The organism is Hymenobacter sp. UYAg731, assembly GCF_054061335.1.
The window spans coordinates 329,227-344,350 of sequence record NZ_JBSSEC010000002.1 but is presented as its reverse complement, the minus strand read 5'-3'; the positions used below and the strand labels follow the sequence as shown (position 1 = coordinate 344,350).

At 65.4% G+C, this 15,124-nt stretch carries 12 protein-coding genes; 2 read left to right on the top strand and 10 right to left on the bottom strand.

Going from position 1 to position 15,124, the window contains the following annotated elements; translation table 11 throughout:
• Nucleotides 1-90: 90 nt before the first annotated feature.
• The 7 genes from ACVWYF_RS05930 to pxpB all read right to left on the bottom strand — a co-directional run bounded on the left by ACVWYF_RS05930 (nucleotide 91) and on the right by pxpB (nucleotide 8,032).
• Complete coding sequence (locus ACVWYF_RS05930) at nucleotides 91-828, bottom strand: hypothetical protein (RefSeq protein ID WP_457065608.1); 738 nt, start codon at nucleotides 826-828, stop codon at nucleotides 91-93.
• A gap of 96 nt (nucleotides 829-924) precedes the next feature.
• The gene (locus tag ACVWYF_RS05925; RefSeq protein WP_457065606.1) at nucleotides 925-2,448 is read right to left on the bottom strand and encodes an NCS1 family nucleobase:cation symporter-1; all 1,524 of its coding nucleotides are present in this window, start codon (nucleotides 2,446-2,448) and stop codon (nucleotides 925-927) included.
• 93 nt (nucleotides 2,449-2,541) lie between these two features.
• Nucleotides 2,542-4,128: a glycerol-3-phosphate dehydrogenase/oxidase gene (locus ACVWYF_RS05920; protein WP_457065604.1), complete on the bottom strand. Its 1,587-nt coding sequence runs from the start codon at nucleotides 4,126-4,128 to the stop codon at nucleotides 2,542-2,544.
• Nucleotides 4,129-4,209: 81 nt separating this feature from the next.
• Nucleotides 4,210-5,406 (bottom strand): NRAMP family divalent metal transporter, encoded by a 1,197-nt coding sequence (locus ACVWYF_RS05915; RefSeq protein WP_457065602.1) that lies wholly within the window; start codon nucleotides 5,404-5,406, stop codon nucleotides 4,210-4,212.
• Nucleotides 5,403-6,185 (bottom strand): LamB/YcsF family protein, encoded by a 783-nt coding sequence (locus ACVWYF_RS05910; RefSeq protein WP_457065600.1) that lies wholly within the window; start codon nucleotides 6,183-6,185, stop codon nucleotides 5,403-5,405. The genes ACVWYF_RS05915 and ACVWYF_RS05910 overlap by 4 nt, the downstream gene beginning before the upstream one ends.
• Nucleotides 6,186-6,287: 102 nt before the next feature.
• Nucleotides 6,288-7,292, bottom strand: a complete 1,005-nt coding sequence (locus ACVWYF_RS05905; protein WP_457065598.1) for a 5-oxoprolinase subunit C family protein — start codon at nucleotides 7,290-7,292, stop codon at nucleotides 6,288-6,290.
• A complete protein-coding gene (gene pxpB / locus ACVWYF_RS05900; protein ID WP_457065596.1) occupies nucleotides 7,289-8,032 on the bottom strand; it encodes a 5-oxoprolinase subunit PxpB in 744 nt (247 codons plus the stop codon). Before pxpB ends, ACVWYF_RS05905 begins: the two co-directional genes overlap by 4 nt.
• A gap of 44 nt (nucleotides 8,033-8,076) precedes the next feature.
• Between pxpB and ACVWYF_RS05895 the strand changes: the two genes are divergently transcribed.
• Both ACVWYF_RS05895 and ACVWYF_RS05890 read left to right on the top strand, forming a co-directional pair.
• On the top strand, nucleotides 8,077-10,713 hold the full coding sequence (locus tag ACVWYF_RS05895) for a M1 family metallopeptidase (RefSeq protein ID WP_457065594.1): 2,637 nt from the start codon (nucleotides 8,077-8,079) through the stop codon (nucleotides 10,711-10,713).
• Nucleotides 10,714-10,755: 42 nt separating this feature from the next.
• Nucleotides 10,756-11,814, top strand: coding sequence for a 2Fe-2S iron-sulfur cluster-binding protein (locus tag ACVWYF_RS05890; protein ID WP_457065592.1), 1,059 nt, complete (start codon nucleotides 10,756-10,758; stop codon nucleotides 11,812-11,814).
• 92 nt (nucleotides 11,815-11,906) lie between these two features.
• Here the strand turns inward: ACVWYF_RS05890 and ACVWYF_RS05885 are convergent, their stop codons facing one another.
• The 3 genes from ACVWYF_RS05885 to ACVWYF_RS05875 are packed head-to-tail and all read right to left on the bottom strand — an operon-like array spanning nucleotide 11,907 to nucleotide 15,076.
• Complete coding sequence (locus ACVWYF_RS05885; protein WP_457065590.1) at nucleotides 11,907-12,416, bottom strand: GNAT family N-acetyltransferase; 510 nt, start codon at nucleotides 12,414-12,416, stop codon at nucleotides 11,907-11,909.
• A 33-nt stretch (nucleotides 12,417-12,449) separates the two neighbouring features.
• Entirely contained in the window at nucleotides 12,450-14,021 is a 1,572-nt protein-coding gene (locus tag ACVWYF_RS05880; protein WP_457065588.1) for an ABC transporter permease/substrate-binding protein, read from the bottom strand.
• On the bottom strand, nucleotides 14,009-15,076 hold the full coding sequence (locus ACVWYF_RS05875) for an ABC transporter ATP-binding protein (RefSeq protein ID WP_457065586.1): 1,068 nt from the start codon (nucleotides 15,074-15,076) through the stop codon (nucleotides 14,009-14,011). Before ACVWYF_RS05875 ends, ACVWYF_RS05880 begins: the two co-directional genes overlap by 13 nt.
• Nucleotides 15,077-15,124: the final 48 nt, after the last annotated feature.

The window sequence follows — 15,124 nt, the reverse complement described above, 5'->3', positions numbered from 1 at the left end:
ATATCCGTTCATCAGTCCCATCCCGTGCTGAACCGTACCCCATTTGTTGATTTAGGAAAGAGGGGTTTGCGACGTGCCGATGGAGTAGCACTAAGGCAAGGGCCGCCGGGAAACGTACACTATGGCTGATTTCTCCGACTTGGCTGGGTCGTACACGGTGCCCGTCTTGGTGTCGAAGCGCAGGCCGGAGGCGGTTACATACAGGCGGCGCTGCGCATCGAGGGCGAGGTTTTTGAGGTAATGCCGGGCGGGCAGACGCAGGGTTTGCTCCTGGCCGGCGGCATCGGTGCGCAGCAAATCGGTGGCCAGTAGCGCCATGGAATTGGCCTGGCCGGGTATTGGCACCGCGTTTTCCCGGATGTGGTAGCTGATGCCCGCCGCGCCCACCTGCCCAAACGGCTGGGTGATGGCCCGGAGCCGGTAGTAGTTGGCGTCGACGGGGTAGGCCCAGGTGTGGCCGAAGTCCGTGCTGAACTGGTCGGCTACCGCAGCCACGGGCTGGCCCTGCGGGGTAGTAGCGCGGGCACCAAGTGCAAACAGGGTGTCGTTGCGCAACAGCAAGCCATAGATGGGATAGCTGAATATTTTCAATGTCCGCCAGGTTTTGCCCTGGTCGGAAGTGGCGCTCAGCCGCTCGGTGGTGGCCACCAGCAGGGTTTTGTCGAGGTCGCCGATAACGGAGTAAGCCTCGTCGCCGTCCCAGGGCGTTGGAACTCGCAGCTTCACCCAATCCGGGTCTTCAGCTTCGGGAGTAGGGGTGGGTTGGTCGTTTTTCTGACAGGAAGATGCCAGCAACGCCGCGCACAGTAGTAGAAGGTTTGCTTTCATGAATGGAAAGAAGCAGGAGGGAAGGAAGCGCAAGATAGTAGTGCCAGGCATTTTGCTTCTGCCATCGGCAAGCCGGTTTTAAGCCTGTCTCAAGCACTATACCGCAGTGGAGGAAACGTATGGAACGGCATCTACGGCTCGGCTTGCAGGCCGGGCGGCCGTTTGCCCGCGCATCAGCAGCCAATAAATGGCCCCCGACACCGCGAAACCCACGAACCACGCGTAATTGTACACGGCCACCAGCGCTGGCCACACCGCGCCTTTTTCCAGCACGCCAATGGCCGTGAGAAAGCCCGGCACGTTGGGCAGCACCCCGATGATGAGGGCGATAATGGCGGCCGGGTTGAAGCCGCTTCGATAGGCGTAGCGGCCGTGGTACTGGTACAAATCGGGCACGTCGAGCTGCTGGCGGCGGATGAGGTAGTAATCCACAATCATGATGCCGCCGATGGGGCCCAGCAGCCCCGAGTAGCCCACCAGCCAGGTGAAAATGTAGCCCGACGGGTCGGCAATCAGCTTCCAGGGAAATATCAGCACGCCCAGCACGCCCGTGATGTAGCCGCCGGCCTTGAAGCTGATGCGCTCGGGCGAGAAGTTGGCGAAGTCGTTGGCCGGGCTCACGATGTTGGCCGCGATGTTGGTGGCCAGCGTGCTCAGGGCCACGGCAATCATGGCGAAGCTCACCAGCAGCTTGCTGTCGAAGCGCCCGGCCAGCACCACCGGGTCCCAGATGGTTTTGCCGTAGATGATGAACGTGGCCGACGTCACGACCACGCCCACGAACGAGAACAAGGTCATGGACGCGGGCAGGGCCAGCGCCTGCCCCAGCTGCTGCGCCCGCTGACTCACGGCGTAGCGCGTGAAATCCGGAATATTCAGTGACAGCGTGGCCCAGAAGCCCACCATGCCCGTGAGCGAGGGAAAGAAAAAGGCCCAGAACGCCGCGCCGCTCGTGAATTTGCTCGGCTGCGCCAGTATCGGCCCCAGCCCGTGCCCGGCCGAAATAGCCCACCACAGCAGCGCCAGCGCCGCTAGCGGCAGGAAAAATGCCTTGAACACCAAGAGCTTGCGAATGCTCTCGACCCCGAGGTACACCACGTACATATTCAACGCCCAAAACAAGAGAAACACCAGCGCCGGCCCCGTGGCCAGCCCCCAGCTGGCCGGAAAAATGGCCGGCAGCGTGCCCAGCGCGGGCACCCACAGCACGGCCATCTGGTAGAGCGCGTAGCCGCCAATCCAGGTCTGAATCCCGAACCAGCCGCAGGCGATGATGGCCCGCAGCAGGGCCGGCACATTGGCCCCGCGCACCCCGAAGCTGGCGCGGGCCAGCACCGGAAACGGGATGCCGTAGCGCGCCCCGGCCCGGCCATTGAGCAGCATGGGAGCCAGCACAATGGTGTTGCCGAGGAAGATGGTGAGCAGCGCCTGCCACCAGTTCATGCCGCCCTCAATCAGCGAACTGGCCAGCATATAGGTCGGGATGCACAGGCTCATGCTAATCCAGAGCGCGGCGTAGTGGCCCGTGCCCCAGGTGCGCTCGGCGTAAGGCACCGGGGCCAGGTCGAGGCTGGTGAGGCCGGGGGCGGGCGGGGAGGTGGTTTCCAGGGAAGGGCTCATGCGATTAACCGTAAAAAGGCCGGGCTAATGTAGGGAAAACACGCTGGTTTAACTCGCTGAGCCCGTTTCGATTCCTGAAATAATCGCGCCGCGCTAGTCGGCCAGTCGGTAGCCCCGCGCCAACTCCCCGAACGCCGCCACCTGCCGGGCCTGCCAGGCGGCATCGTGGCCCAGCTCCTCGGCCAGCAGGGAAGCCACGGTGGGCGCGGCGCGCAGGGCGGCGACGGCATCCAGAAACAGCAGCCGTACGCGCCGGGCCAGCACGTCTTCCACGGTGCGGGCCAGCTCGTGGCGGGCGGCCCACACCACTTCGGCTTGTAAGAAATCGAACTGTGCATCCAGCTTTGTGCTCAGCGCCGGGGTGTCGGCAATGAGTTTCAGCAGGGCCGGCTGGTCGCTGCCGTAGGCGGCCAAATGGGCCGGCCCGCTGGCGTTTTCGGCTGATGAGGTCGCACCGTGAATGGCCAGGTGGGCGGTCTGGCTGGCGGCGGCGGGCAGCTGGCCCAGCGCAATGGCCCGGTCGATGGTGTCCTGGCCCATGCGGCGGTAGGTAGTCCACTTGCCGCCCGTGATGGTGACGAGGCCGCTGGCCGAAGCCACGATTTTGTGGCGGCGCGAAACCTCCTTCGTTTTGGTGCTGCCCGCCGTGGAGGCCGCCAGCGGGCGCAGGCCCACGAAAACGCTTAGCACGTCGGCACGGGTGGGGGCGCGGGTGAGGTACTGCGCGGCCGTGCGCAGCAGGAACTCGATTTCGGCTTCCTGGGCGCGGGGCTCCAGGGTGGCGGTGGGCACGGGGGTATCGGTGGTGCCCAGCACGAGGCGGCCCAGCCACGGTACGGCAAACAGCACGCGGCCGTCGTCGGTGTGCGGAATCATCAGGGCCGCCGCGCCGGGCAGAAACGACTGGTCCAGCACCAGATGCACGCCCTGGCTGGGCTGCACCAGCGGGGCCGCTTTTGGCTCATCGAACTGCCGGATTTCATCCACAAAAATGCCGGTGGCATTCACCACCGTTTTGGCCCGCAACTCGTATTCGCGGCCGGTTTCCTGGTCGGTGGCGCGCACGCCGGCCACGCGGCCCCGGGCGTCTTTCAGCAGGCCGCGCACCGGGCAGTAATTGAGGGCCGTGCCGCCGCGCTCGATGCAGGTCTGGGCCAAGTTCACGGCCAGGCGGGCATCGTCGAACTGGCCGTCGTGGTAGAGTACGCCGCCGCGCAGGCCCGCCGGGCGTAGGCCGGGCAGTTGCCGCAACGTTTCGGCCCGGCTGAGGTGGGTGGATGCACCCAGGCTCAGCCGGCCGGCCAGCAGGTCGTACAGCTTCAGGCCGATGGTGTAGAACGGACCGCCCCACCAGGTATAGTTCGGGATGATGAAGGCCTGATTGTGGCACAGGTGCGGGGCGTTTTGCAGCAGCAGGCCGCGCTCGTGCAGGGCTTCCCGCACCAGCCCGATATCGCCCTGCGCGAGGTAGCGCACGCCCCCGTGTACCAGCTTGGTGCTGCGGCTGCTGGTACCCTTGGCGAAGTCGGCCTTCTCCAGCAGCAGCGTCTTGTAGCCCCGGCTGATGCCGTCGAGCGCTACGCCCAGCCCCGTAGCGCCCCCGCCGATGACGATGAGGTCCCAGGCGGGAGTGGCGGTGAGCTGCTGGATTAGCGTTTCGCGGTGGAAGGGGTTAGGCATGTGTATAAACTTGAACGGCATCAAAACGTCATGCTTCGACTCCGCTCAGCATGACGTTCATTACTCTCGCTAATCTACCACTCACCGCAGCAGCCCGCCCGCCTGCTCCACCAGTACGGGCACGCTCAGGCCGCCCATCACCAGTACCACTACCCAGCCGGCGGCCAGCATCCAGCGCGGGTGCCGGTAGGTGCCCATCAGGCGGCGGCTGGTGGCGGCTACCAGCACAATGCCCAGCGCGATGGGCAGAATCAGCCCATTGATGGCCCCGGCAAAAATGAGAAGCTGTGTGGGTTTGCCGATGAAAACGAAAATGCCGGTTGATAAGATGATGAACCCCGAAATGCAGGCCCGCTCATAGCGCGCGAAAACCGGGTGAAACGTTTTGAAAAACGATACCGACGTGTAGGCCGCGCCCACCACCGACGAGATAGCCGCGCTCCACAAAATCACCCCGAACACCCGGAAACCCACCTCGCCTGCCGCCGAGCGGAACACGCCCGCCGCCGGGTTGTCTTTTTCCAAAATGGCGCCGTGGCTGAGCACGCCCACAATGGCCAGAAACAGCACAAAGCGCATAACCGTGGAAATGACAATGCCACTCACGGCGCTGCGCGTCACCTCGGCCTGTTGGCCAATGCCCTTAATGCCCGCATCGAGCAGCCGGTGCGCGCCCGAAAACGTGATATAGCCGCCCACCGTGCCACCCACAATCGTCACAATAGCCGCCGCGCTGATTTTCACGGGCAGTAGCGTATGGTGCAGCGCCTGCAACAGCGGCGGGTGCGCGCTAAAGGCGATGCCCAGCGTGAGCAAAATCTTAACGGTGCCGAGAATCTTGGTAAACCCATCGAGCATCTTCCCGATTTCGCGCACCCAGAACAGCAGCAGCGCCACCCCGCAGCTAATAATGGCCCCCTTCTCATACGACATGCCGGTGAGCACATTCAGCCCCAGTCCGCAGCCCGCGATGTTGCCGATGTTGAAGGCGAAGCCGCCCAGAATCACCATGCCGGCCAGGAAATAGCCCAGCCCCGGCAGCAGCCGGTTGGCTAGGTCCTGCGCCCGCAACTCGCTCACCGTGAGGATGCGCCAGGTATTGAGCTGCGCGCCCACATCCAACACCACCGAAATCAGAATCACGAACCCGAAGCTGGTGAGCAGCTGCTGGGTAAATACCGTGGTCTGGGTGAGAAAGCCCGGCCCAATGGAAGAGTTGGCCATCAAAAATGCCGCTCCCAGGCTGGCCCCGCCGAATGTGCGAAACTTCGGCTTCATCGGGCGCTGGGCAAGGCGTTGGCTTGTAGCTGTATACCGGCAGCGCGCAATTCCTGATGCAGGCGCTGGGCAAATTCAAGAGCGTGGGTCCCGTCGCCGTGCAGGCACACGGTATCGGCCCGGATGGCCACGTCGGTGCCCTGCTGGGTGCGGACGCCGCCGCCCCGCACCATGCGCAGCACCTGGGCAATGGCCACGTCGGCGCTGGTGATGAGGGCATCGGGCTGGCGGCGCGGGGTGAGGGTGCCGTTGGCCTGGTAGGTGCGGTCGGCGAAGACTTCATGGGCGGTTTTTAGGCCCAGCTTCTCGCCGGCTTTGGTGAGCTCCGAGCCGGCCAGGCCGTAGAGCACCAGCTCGGGCTGCACTTTGTACACGGCTTCGGCGATGGCCGTGGCGAGGGCGGCGTTGGTGGCGGCCATGTTGTAGAGCGCGCCGTGGGGCTTGAGGTGGTAGAGCTGGCCGCCCTCGGCCCGGGCCACGGCGTGGAGCGCGCCCAACTGGTACACCGTCATATCGAACGCTTCTTCGGCCGAGATATCCATATTGCGCCGGCCAAAGCCCACCAAATCGGGCAGGCCGGGGTGGGCCCCGATGGCCACGTTATGCTTCAGCGCGGCGCGCACGGTCTGCTTCATCACGGCGGGGTCGCCGGCGTGGTAGCCGCAGGCGATATTAGCGGAGGTGATGAAGGGCATGAGCGCGGCATCGTCGCCCAGGGTCCAGGCCCCGAAGCTTTCGCCCATGTCGCAGTTCAGGTCAACGGAGTATGTTTCGGGCATATTCGAAAGTTGAAAGGGTAGGGTAGAAACGCGTATTTGCGTCTTATCATTGAACGGTGTCTTTGCAACGGTGCGGACGACAAGACGCAAGATATTGCGTCTCTACCTCGTTCTGAAGACCGTCTCAATGCCTCGCCGCAACTCGCGCACCCGTGCTTCCTGCGCAAGGTACAGTGTCTGCGCCTCAGCCAGCGTCACTTCCTGAAACCGCAGCCGCTGCCCCGGTTGTGCCTGTGCAAGCGCCGAAAAATCGGCCGAAATCACCTGTGCGATTCGCGGGTAGCCGCCGGTGGTCTGGTGGTCGGCCAGCAGCGCGATGGGCTGCCCGCCGGCCGGCACCTGCACCGTGCCAAACGTGACGGCACTCGACAGCAGCTCCGTTTCTTCAAGTCGCTCCAGCCCCGGCCCCTGCAGGCGGTAGCCCATGCGGTCGGCCTCGGTGCCGATGGTGAATGGCTCGTGCCAGAATGTTTGCTGGCTTTCGGCCGAAAATTGCGCGTATTCCGGCCCGCGCACGGCGCGGATAATAGGCTCCGGCCGGGGCGCGGGGCAGAGGTCGGAGCCGGGAGTGAAGCGGGCTTGAGCCCACGTTTGCTGGCTGTTGAAAAGCATTGCCCGGATGGCCGCGCCAGTTGCGGAAGGCGCGCCCACCGGCAGCTCATCACCTGCCCGCAATGCCCGCCCCTCCAGCCCGCCAAAGCCGGCGCGCAAATACGTGCTGCGGCTGCCCAGTACCAGCGGCACGGCCACGCCGCCCGCCACCGCCAGGTACGCCCGGCACCCCGCCACGGCCGGGCCAAAGACCAGCTCCGCGCCAGCCGCCACCCAAACGGCGCGGTTCCGGCCCACCGGCTGCCCGTTGAGGGTGGGGGAGAGGTGCGCGCCGGTGAGGGCAATGAGGTGGTCGGTCTCGAAAAGAATTCTCGGCCCCAGCAGGGTGATTTCGAGGCCGGCGGCATTTTCGGCATTGCCCACCAGCAGGTTGCCTACGCGCAGGGCCAGCGCATCCATCGCGCCGCTCACGATGATACCGTCCTGCTGGTAGCCGTGGCGGCCGAGGTCCTGCACGGTAGTCAGCAGGCCGGGACGAAGGATGCGCAGGCTCATGGCTGTTGCGGCTGAATACTGGCAAATTCCTCCTCCGAAATCGCTGCAAACCGTAGCCGCTGTCCTGCCCGTAGCCGGCTGGGTGTTGCCCATTCCGGATTGAACAGCGCCAGCGGCGTGCGCCCAATGAGCTGCCAGCCGCCCGGCGTGGGCAGCGAGTAAATCCCCGTTTGCGGCCCCGCGATACCTACTGCGCCGGCCGGCACCAGCGGGCGCGGCTGCGGTCGGCGCGGGGTGGCCAGCCGGGCATCCAGCCCGCCCAAGTAGGGGAAGCCCGGCGCGAAGCCAATCATATGCACCAAGTACTCCGGAGCGGTGTGCCGGGCAATGACCTCAGCCACCGCCAGCCCGGTATGCTGCGCCACGAACTCCAAATCCGGTCCGAACGCGCCGCCGTAGCACACCGGGATTTCTACGACTGTAGTTTCTGCTGCCGCTGCGGCTTCTCCCATACTGGCCAGTAGCGCTTGCAGCTGGGCCGCTACTCGCTCGTAGGGCTCGGCGTGCCGGCCGTTTTCGCTCACCAGCCACGGGTCATAATACACGGTGAGGGTGGTGAAAGCGGGCACTACTTCGCGCAAACCCACGAATGGCTGCCGCGCCAGCCGGGCACTGAAACCCGCGATGGCCCGGTGCGTAGCCGCGCTGATGCCGCCGCCGAATTCGAGCACCACGGCCGCATCGCCCAGTGGATACAGGCGCACCAGCGGCACATCAGACGGCGGCAGGACGGTACTCACGGCGCGGCGGTTACTTTTGAAGCTCTCAGCACTGGCCTATTCCAATGACATTTCGCTTTCGTAAATATGGCAGGGCCGGGGCGGTTCTGCTGGCGCTGGGCGCCGCTGCCTGCCACCGCGCGCCGATGTTCAGTACGCCCGTGACGACTACCATCCGGCCCACCATACCCATTGAGCCCGACCCGCCCGTGACCACCGGCGTTTCGGAGGGGCTGGCCGTGGCGCGCAAGGCCACCATCAGCGGCGTGGCGTACAATCTGAGCCTGACCATCCCCGAAAAAAAGGCCGAGCCGATTGAGGTGGATGAGTCCGTCTCGTTTTACCTGAAGGACAACCGCCACCCGGTGCAACTCGATTTCAAAGCTCCCACCAGCCACCTGCGCAGTCTCACCCTTAACGGCCAGCCCGTGGCCCTCGACCACCGCAACGAGCACCTCGTGCTGCCCGCCGCCGCGCTGCAGCTGGGCCACAACGTAGCCGAAATCCGCCTCACAGCCGGCGAGCAGTCGCTCAACCGCAACGACGATTACCTCTACACCCTGCTGGTGCCCGACCGCGCCCGCACCGTAGTGCCTGTCTTCGACCAACCCGATTTGAAGGCCACCTTCACGCTAACGCTTACTGTTCCTCGTAGGTGGCAGGCCATAGCAAACGCGCCGGTGGTAGACTCCGTTGAAACGCGTGACGGCATATTGCCGGGAGTGAAAACATACACTTTCGCCACTTCCGACAGCATTAGCACCTACCTGTTTTCCTTCGCGGCGGGCAAATTCTCGCGCCTGAACCGGACGCTGAACGGCCGGGCCATGAGCTTCCTGCACCGCGAAACCGACCCCGCCAAGCTGCGCCTGAGCCTCGGCCCTATTTTCCAGCTGCACGCCGATGCGCTGGCCTTTATGACTACGTATACCGGCCTGCCGTACCCGTTCCAGAAGTTTGATTTCGTGGCGATTCCCGACTTCCAGTACGGCGGCATGGAGCACGTCGGGGCTATTGATTACAAGGCTTCGACGTTGTTTCTGGACGAGGGCGCGACCCAGGACCAGGTGCTGGCCCGCTCCAACCTCGTGTCGCATGAAACGGCACACATGTGGTTCGGCGATTTGGTGACCATGCAGTGGTTCAACGACGTGTGGATGAAGGAGGTATTCGCCAATTTCATGGCTGATAAAATTACCCAAGTGGCCGTCAAAAACTCGAATTACGACCTCAAATTCGTCATCGACCACTACCCCGCCGCCTACGGCATCGACCGCACAGCCGGGGCCAACCCCATCCGGCAGCCGCTGGCCAACTTGCAGGACGCGGGCTCGCTCTACGGCAACATCATTTACCACAAAGCGCCCATCATGATGCGCCAGCTGGAGCGCCTGATGGGACCGGAAGCCTTCCGCGACGGCCTGCGCGAGTACCTGAAAACCTACGCCCACGGCAACGCTACCTGGCCCGACCTCATCAAAATCCTCGACGCCCGCACGCCCGCCGACCTCCAGGCCTGGAACCAGGTGTGGGTGAACCAGCCCGGCCGCCCGGTGTTCAGCTACCGCTACAGCGGGCACCACGACATGAAATACGTGCTGTGGCTGACGCAAGCGGCCGAAGACGGCTCCGAACGTCTCTGGCCACAGGAGTTTGAAATACTGGTGGAGTCGGCCGATGGCAGAACGCAGCAGCTAGCCGTGCGAATGGAAGGCAAGGAGGAAACCGTACGCCTGCCTTTTCTCCCCCGGCGCATCGTTTTCAACTCCACGGGCGTGGGCTACGGTGTGTTTCCCGTGGCACCGGAACTGCTGCCGAAGCTCACCGGGCTGGCCAGTCCCGTGGCCCGGGCCGCCACCTACGTGAACCTCTACGAGAACATGCTCAACGGCCAGGTCATCAAGCCCCAGAAGCTTCTGACGTTGTACCGTCAGGCCCTCGCCCTGGAGCCCGAGGAGCTGAACCTAAAACTGCTCACGGGTCAAGCGAGCGGTATTTTCTGGCAGTTTCTCACGCCCGCCCAGCGGCTGTCTGTGGGGCCGGGACTGGAAGCGGACTTATGGGCGGCATTACAGAAAAACCCCTCGCCCAACCCCCAAAAGCAGCTTTTCAAAACCTACCAGTCCGTGGCCCTTACCCGGCCCGCGCAGGCCCGCCTCTACCACATCTGGCAAACCCGGCAGGCACCCGCCCGCGTGAAGCTCACCGAGGACGACTACACCGCCCTGGCCCTGGCGCTGGCCGTGCGCGATTATCCGGCCACCGAACCCATCCTGCCCGCCCAGCTCGCCCGCATCACCAACCCCGACCGCCGCCAGCGCCTCGAGTTTCTCATGCCTGCGCTGTCGGCGGACGGGGCTACCCGCGATGCCTTTTTTGCCAGTCTGAAAGACAAAACCGGCCGCGCCAAAGAAGCCTGGGTCACGGCCGCGCTCGGCTACCTGCACCACCCGCTGCGCCAGGCCACGTCCGAAAAATACCTGCCCGCCAGCCTCGATTTGTTGCAGGAAATCCAGCTCACGGGCGATATTTTCTTTCCCTATTCCTGGTTGCAGGCCACGCTGGGTAGCTACCAGTCGCCCACCGCGGCGGCCACTGTGCGGGCGTTTCTGGCTGCCCACCCCGACTACAACCCCCAACTCCGCGCCAAGCTGTTGCAGGCGGCTGACGACCTGTTTCGAGCTGAAAAACTTGCTTATTAAGGCGGCTGTAAATCCTCCGTCTTGCTTACTTCATGCGAAGCCATGTCGAACGCCTATCAGCAGCTCACAATTGTCGAAATCCGGCAGCATGGCCCCACGGCTCGCACGCTGGTCTTGCAACCGCTGCCCGGCGAAACCCTGCCGTATCAGCCCGGCCAGTACCTGACGCTGGTGCGCGAGGTGTACGGGGCCGAAGTGCGGCGCTCGTACTCGTTCAGCTCGGCTCCGGCGCTGAATGAAGCACCAGCCATCACCGTCCGCCGCGTCGATAATGGCCTGTTTTCCCGCTGGCTGGCCGACCAGGCGCGGGTGGGCGATGTGCTGCGCACCAGCGGCGTGGGCGGGTTTTTTACGCTGCCACCGGATGCGGCCGCTTACCGGCAGCTCGTGTTTGTGGCGGCCGGCAGTGGCATCACGCCGCTGTTTTCGCTGCTCAAAACGGTGCTGGTGCAGCAGCCGCACCTGGCCGTGCTGCTGCTCTACAGCAACCGTACGGCGGCCGAGGCGCTGTTTCTGGCGGAGCTGCGCGGGCTGGCCGAGGCATTCCCGGCGCGGCTGCGCCTGGAGTTGTTTTTCAGCAATGACCCGGTGCTCTACCGCGCCCATCTGCACAAGGAACTGCTGCAAACCTTGGTGGCGCAGCTCGTGCCGGGCTTCCCGGCGCGCACGCTGGCTTACCTCTGCGGCCCCATCAATTTCATGCGCATGGGCACCTACGGCCTGCACGAAGCCGGCCTGCCCCTCGGCCTCATGCGGCGCGAGCTGTTCGACACCAGCGCGGTGGCCCCTGCCCCCGCCGCGCCGCCCGATGCCGCGCCGCACGAAGTGACGCTGCTGCTGCGCGGCCAGCAGCACCGGCTGCTGGTGCAGTTCCCCGTCACCATTCTGCAAGCCGCCCGCCGGCAGGGGCTGCGCCTGCCCTACAGCTGCGAAGTGGGGCAGTGCGGCAGCTGCGCCGTGCGCTGCACCCAGGGCCGCGTCTGGATGGGCAACAACGAAGTCCTCACCGACCGCGAGCTGGCGCGCGGGCTGGTGCTCACCTGCACGGGCTACCCCGTGGGGGGCACCGTGCGGCTGGATTTCGACCAGAATGCGGGGTGAGCAACCGGCGTGTAGAGACGCATAGTTGCGTCTCGTCGTCCGCGCCATTAGCTCGTTCAACGACGAGACGCAAGTATGCGCCTCTACACCGGCTATAGCGGTTTCTCCAGCACCAGCAGCACCAGCGGCTGCCTCGGAATGCCGAAGCGTGGGTCGGTGGGGAAGGGCTCGGTGGCCCCGGTGAGGTGGTAGCCGCGCCGCTCGTAGTAGGCAATGAGCTCGGTGCGGACGGAAATTACGGTCATTTTGCTCGTGGTGCAGCCGTGCCGACGGCCATAGTCCTCGGCGGCGCTCAGCAGGAATTTGCCCACGCCCTGGGCCTGGCCGGTGGGGTTCACGGCCAGCATCGAGAGGTAGAGCAACTCGCCTTTGGCCTGCGCGTGAAAGCTGCCCAGCAGCTCGCCGGCCTCGTTCTGGCAGCGCAGCATGGCCGTGCCGGGCCGGGCCAGCATCTCCCGCATGCCGTCTTCGTCGATGCGCTGGCCGTCGAGCAGGTCGGCTTCGGTGGTCCAGCCCTGGCGGGCGGTATCGCCCCGGTAGGCGGCGTTCACGAACTGGGTGAGGAGGGGCGCGTCGGCGGGCGTGGCGGTGGTGAGTTTCATGGCGCGAAAGTAAAAGCAGAACGTCATGCTGCGCTACTCGCGCAGGTACCCGCCCAAATCCGACACGCTCACAATGCCCAGCTCCCGCGCTTGCTGCCCGCGCATGAGCAGGGCGTAGGTGTTGTTGAAGCCCAGCGGGGCCAGCCACTCCAGCCCAAAGCGCCGCCGGAATTCGGCCCGCACGTAGCCCAGCACCGCCGCCGGCTGCCCGCCCAGCGAATCGACCACCGCCGGGCGCGGCTGTAGCAGCACCAGCAGCCCCGTGCCAGTGTATTCGGGGTACATATCGATGGCCCCGCTACGCAGGGCCTCGAAGCAGATGGTGGTGCCGCCCAGGCCGGTTTTGGTTTCCACGGCCAGGTCGGTATTGCCCCGGATGAGGGCCGCGTACAGTTCGGCCAGAATGTATTGCTCGGCGAAAATCTTGGAGCCCAGCTTCACCACCGGTGCGCCCGCCCCGGCCGGGCGCGGAGCCGTCCACAGCCCACGCCGCCGCAAAAAGGCCTCGGCAATGGCTTTGGGTTCCTGGTGCAGGTAGTCGGCCCGGTAGTTCAAATCGGTCATCACCGAGTCCGAAATCTGGTTATCCAGCTTCGCCAAAACGGCCCCCAGCTCGGGGTGTTCGCGCAGCAGGGCGGGGCGGATGACTGGCACGGCGAAGTAGGGCGGGAACACCCGGCGGTCGTCGCGCAGCACGCGCAGGCCGTAGGCCCGGATGCGGCCGTCGGTGCTGTAGCCATCAATCACGTCCACGTCGGCGTGGCGGGCGGCCTCGTACACCAGCGCGGGGGCCAGCACCACGCTGGGTAGGTGCGTGAGGCCATAGGCTTGGGTGAGGCCCGGCAGGCCATCGGCCCGGCCCACAAACTCGGGGCTGAACCCGGCCAGCAGCTTGCCCGTGGCCCGGGGCAGCAGGTACAGCCCGCCCAGCAGCGGCAGGGCCACCAGCAGGGCCGCGCCCGCCCGGCTCAGGCGCTTGGCGCTCAGCCGTTGCACACCGCCCAGCAGGGCATCGAAGGCCAGCGCCAGGGCGGCGGCGGGCAGCGCCCCGGCCAGTATCATCACCGGGTTGTTGAGGGCAATGCCACCGAAGATGAACTCGCCCAGTCCGCCCGCCGCCACGTAGGCCGCCAGCGTGGCCACGCCCACGTTTATCACCGTGGCCGTGCGGATGCCGGCCATGAGCACCGGCAGCGCCAGCGGCAGCTCCACGCGGCGCAGCACCTGCCCATCCGTCAGGCCCAGGCCCCGGGCGGCTTCCACCACGGCGGGCGGCACCCCCCGAATGCCCTCGAACGTGTTGCGGATAATGGGCAGCAGCGAATACAGAAACAGCGCGAAAATGGCCGGCTTCGGCCCAATGCCCAGCAGCGGAATCAGGAAGCCCAGCAACGCAATGCTCGGCACCGTTTGCAGCACGCCGGCCAGGCCCAGCACCGCCGGGGCCCAGCGCGGCCGGCGCGACAAAAACAGCCCCAGCGGCACGCCCACCAGCACCCCCAGCAGCAAAGAGCCCGCCGTGAGGCCAATGTGCTGCACGGTTTGCTCGCCCAGCTTGCCGGCCTGCTCGCGCCAGAAGGTGAAGAGGGCCGTTAGCGTTTCCATGCGGCCTCTTCTCGTTGCAGGGCTTCGCCGAAGGCCGCCATGAGTTGTGCTACCGTGAAGGGCGTAGTGGCAGATGCCGCTCCGGTCAGCACGGTTAGCGCGTCGTGTACGGTAGTTTGGGGGGAGAAATCGGGGGTCGAAGGGTCGAAATCGAAGGTCTGACCCCCGATTTCGACCTGAGTTGGCTCGAAATCCGGCTTCCGAGGCCCGCAATCGGACTTATTTGGCTCGAAATCGGACATCCAAGGGCCGAAATCGAGGGCCTGACCCTCGAATACGTCACCTAACGTCAGCGTGCGCAGTTGCAACGCCAGCCGTTCGGCCGCGAAAAAGCGGCGCACAAAGTCGTTGGCGGGCCGAAACAGCAGCTCGCGCGGCGTGCCCAGCTGCTGAATCCGGCCCCCGTCGAGGAGCATAATCCGGTCGGCCAGCTCGAAGGCTTCCGTCACGTCGTGGGTCACGAGCACCATGGTTTTGCGTTGCAGCTCCTCCAGCTCCCGAAACTCGCGCCGAATGCCGGCCCGCGTCACGGGGTCGAGCGCGCCAAACGGCTCATCGAGCAGAATGATGGGCGGGTCGGCGGCCAGGGCGCGGGCCAGCCCCACCCGCTGCTGCTGCCCGCCCGAAAGCTGGTGCGGCAGCTGCCCGGCGTAGCGCGCCGGCGGCAAATGCAGCCGCGTGAGCAGCGCCGCCGTGCGGGCCGCAATGGTGGCGGGCGCGTGGCCCAGCAGGCGCGGCACCACCGCAATATTCTCGGCCACGGTGTAGTGCGGCAGCAATCCCACCTGCTGAATAACGTAGCCCATGCCGCGCCGCAGCACTTCGGGCCGCTGGCTGCGCACGTCTTCACCGTTGATTTCGACGGTGCCGCCGTCCGGCTCAATCAGGCGGTTGAGCAGCTTGAGGAGCGTGGTTTTGCCGCAGCCGCTGGGCCCCAGCAGCACCAGCGTTTCGCCGGCCGCCACGGCAAACGACACGTCCTGCACCACGGGGTGCGGGCCGAAGCTTTTGCGCAGCTGCGTGGCGCGGATAACGGGCGAATCTGGCTGGGACATGGCGGCTGGGAAAGAGCAAGGTAAACCCGGCGGGCGCTACGGAGTTAC

What these genes read in the sequence shown, in the direction of transcription:
- ACVWYF_RS05925 (WP_457065606.1), bottom strand. Translation starts at nt 2,448, where the DNA reads ATGAGCCCTTCCCTGGAAACCACCTCCCCGCCCGCCCCCGGCCTCACC.
- ACVWYF_RS05875 (WP_457065586.1), bottom strand. Translation starts at nt 15,076, where the DNA reads ATGTCCCAGCCAGATTCGCCCGTTATCCGCGCCACGCAGCTGCGCAAA.
- ACVWYF_RS05930 (WP_457065608.1), bottom strand. Translation starts at nt 828, where the DNA reads ATGAAAGCAAACCTTCTACTACTGTGCGCGGCGTTGCTGGCATCTTCC.
- ACVWYF_RS05905 (WP_457065598.1), bottom strand. Translation starts at nt 7,292, where the DNA reads ATGAGCCTGCGCATCCTTCGTCCCGGCCTGCTGACTACCGTGCAGGAC.
- ACVWYF_RS05890 (WP_457065592.1), top strand. Translation starts at nt 10,756, where the DNA reads ATGTCGAACGCCTATCAGCAGCTCACAATTGTCGAAATCCGGCAGCAT.
- ACVWYF_RS05885 (WP_457065590.1), bottom strand. Translation starts at nt 12,416, where the DNA reads ATGAAACTCACCACCGCCACGCCCGCCGACGCGCCCCTCCTCACCCAG.
- ACVWYF_RS05920 (WP_457065604.1), bottom strand. Translation starts at nt 4,128, where the DNA reads ATGCCTAACCCCTTCCACCGCGAAACGCTAATCCAGCAGCTCACCGCC.
- ACVWYF_RS05910 (WP_457065600.1), bottom strand. Translation starts at nt 6,185, where the DNA reads ATGCCCGAAACATACTCCGTTGACCTGAACTGCGACATGGGCGAAAGC.
- ACVWYF_RS05915 (WP_457065602.1), bottom strand. Translation starts at nt 5,406, where the DNA reads ATGAAGCCGAAGTTTCGCACATTCGGCGGGGCCAGCCTGGGAGCGGCA.
- ACVWYF_RS05895 (WP_457065594.1), top strand. Translation starts at nt 8,077, where the DNA reads ATGACATTTCGCTTTCGTAAATATGGCAGGGCCGGGGCGGTTCTGCTG.
- ACVWYF_RS05880 (WP_457065588.1), bottom strand. Translation starts at nt 14,021, where the DNA reads ATGGAAACGCTAACGGCCCTCTTCACCTTCTGGCGCGAGCAGGCCGGC.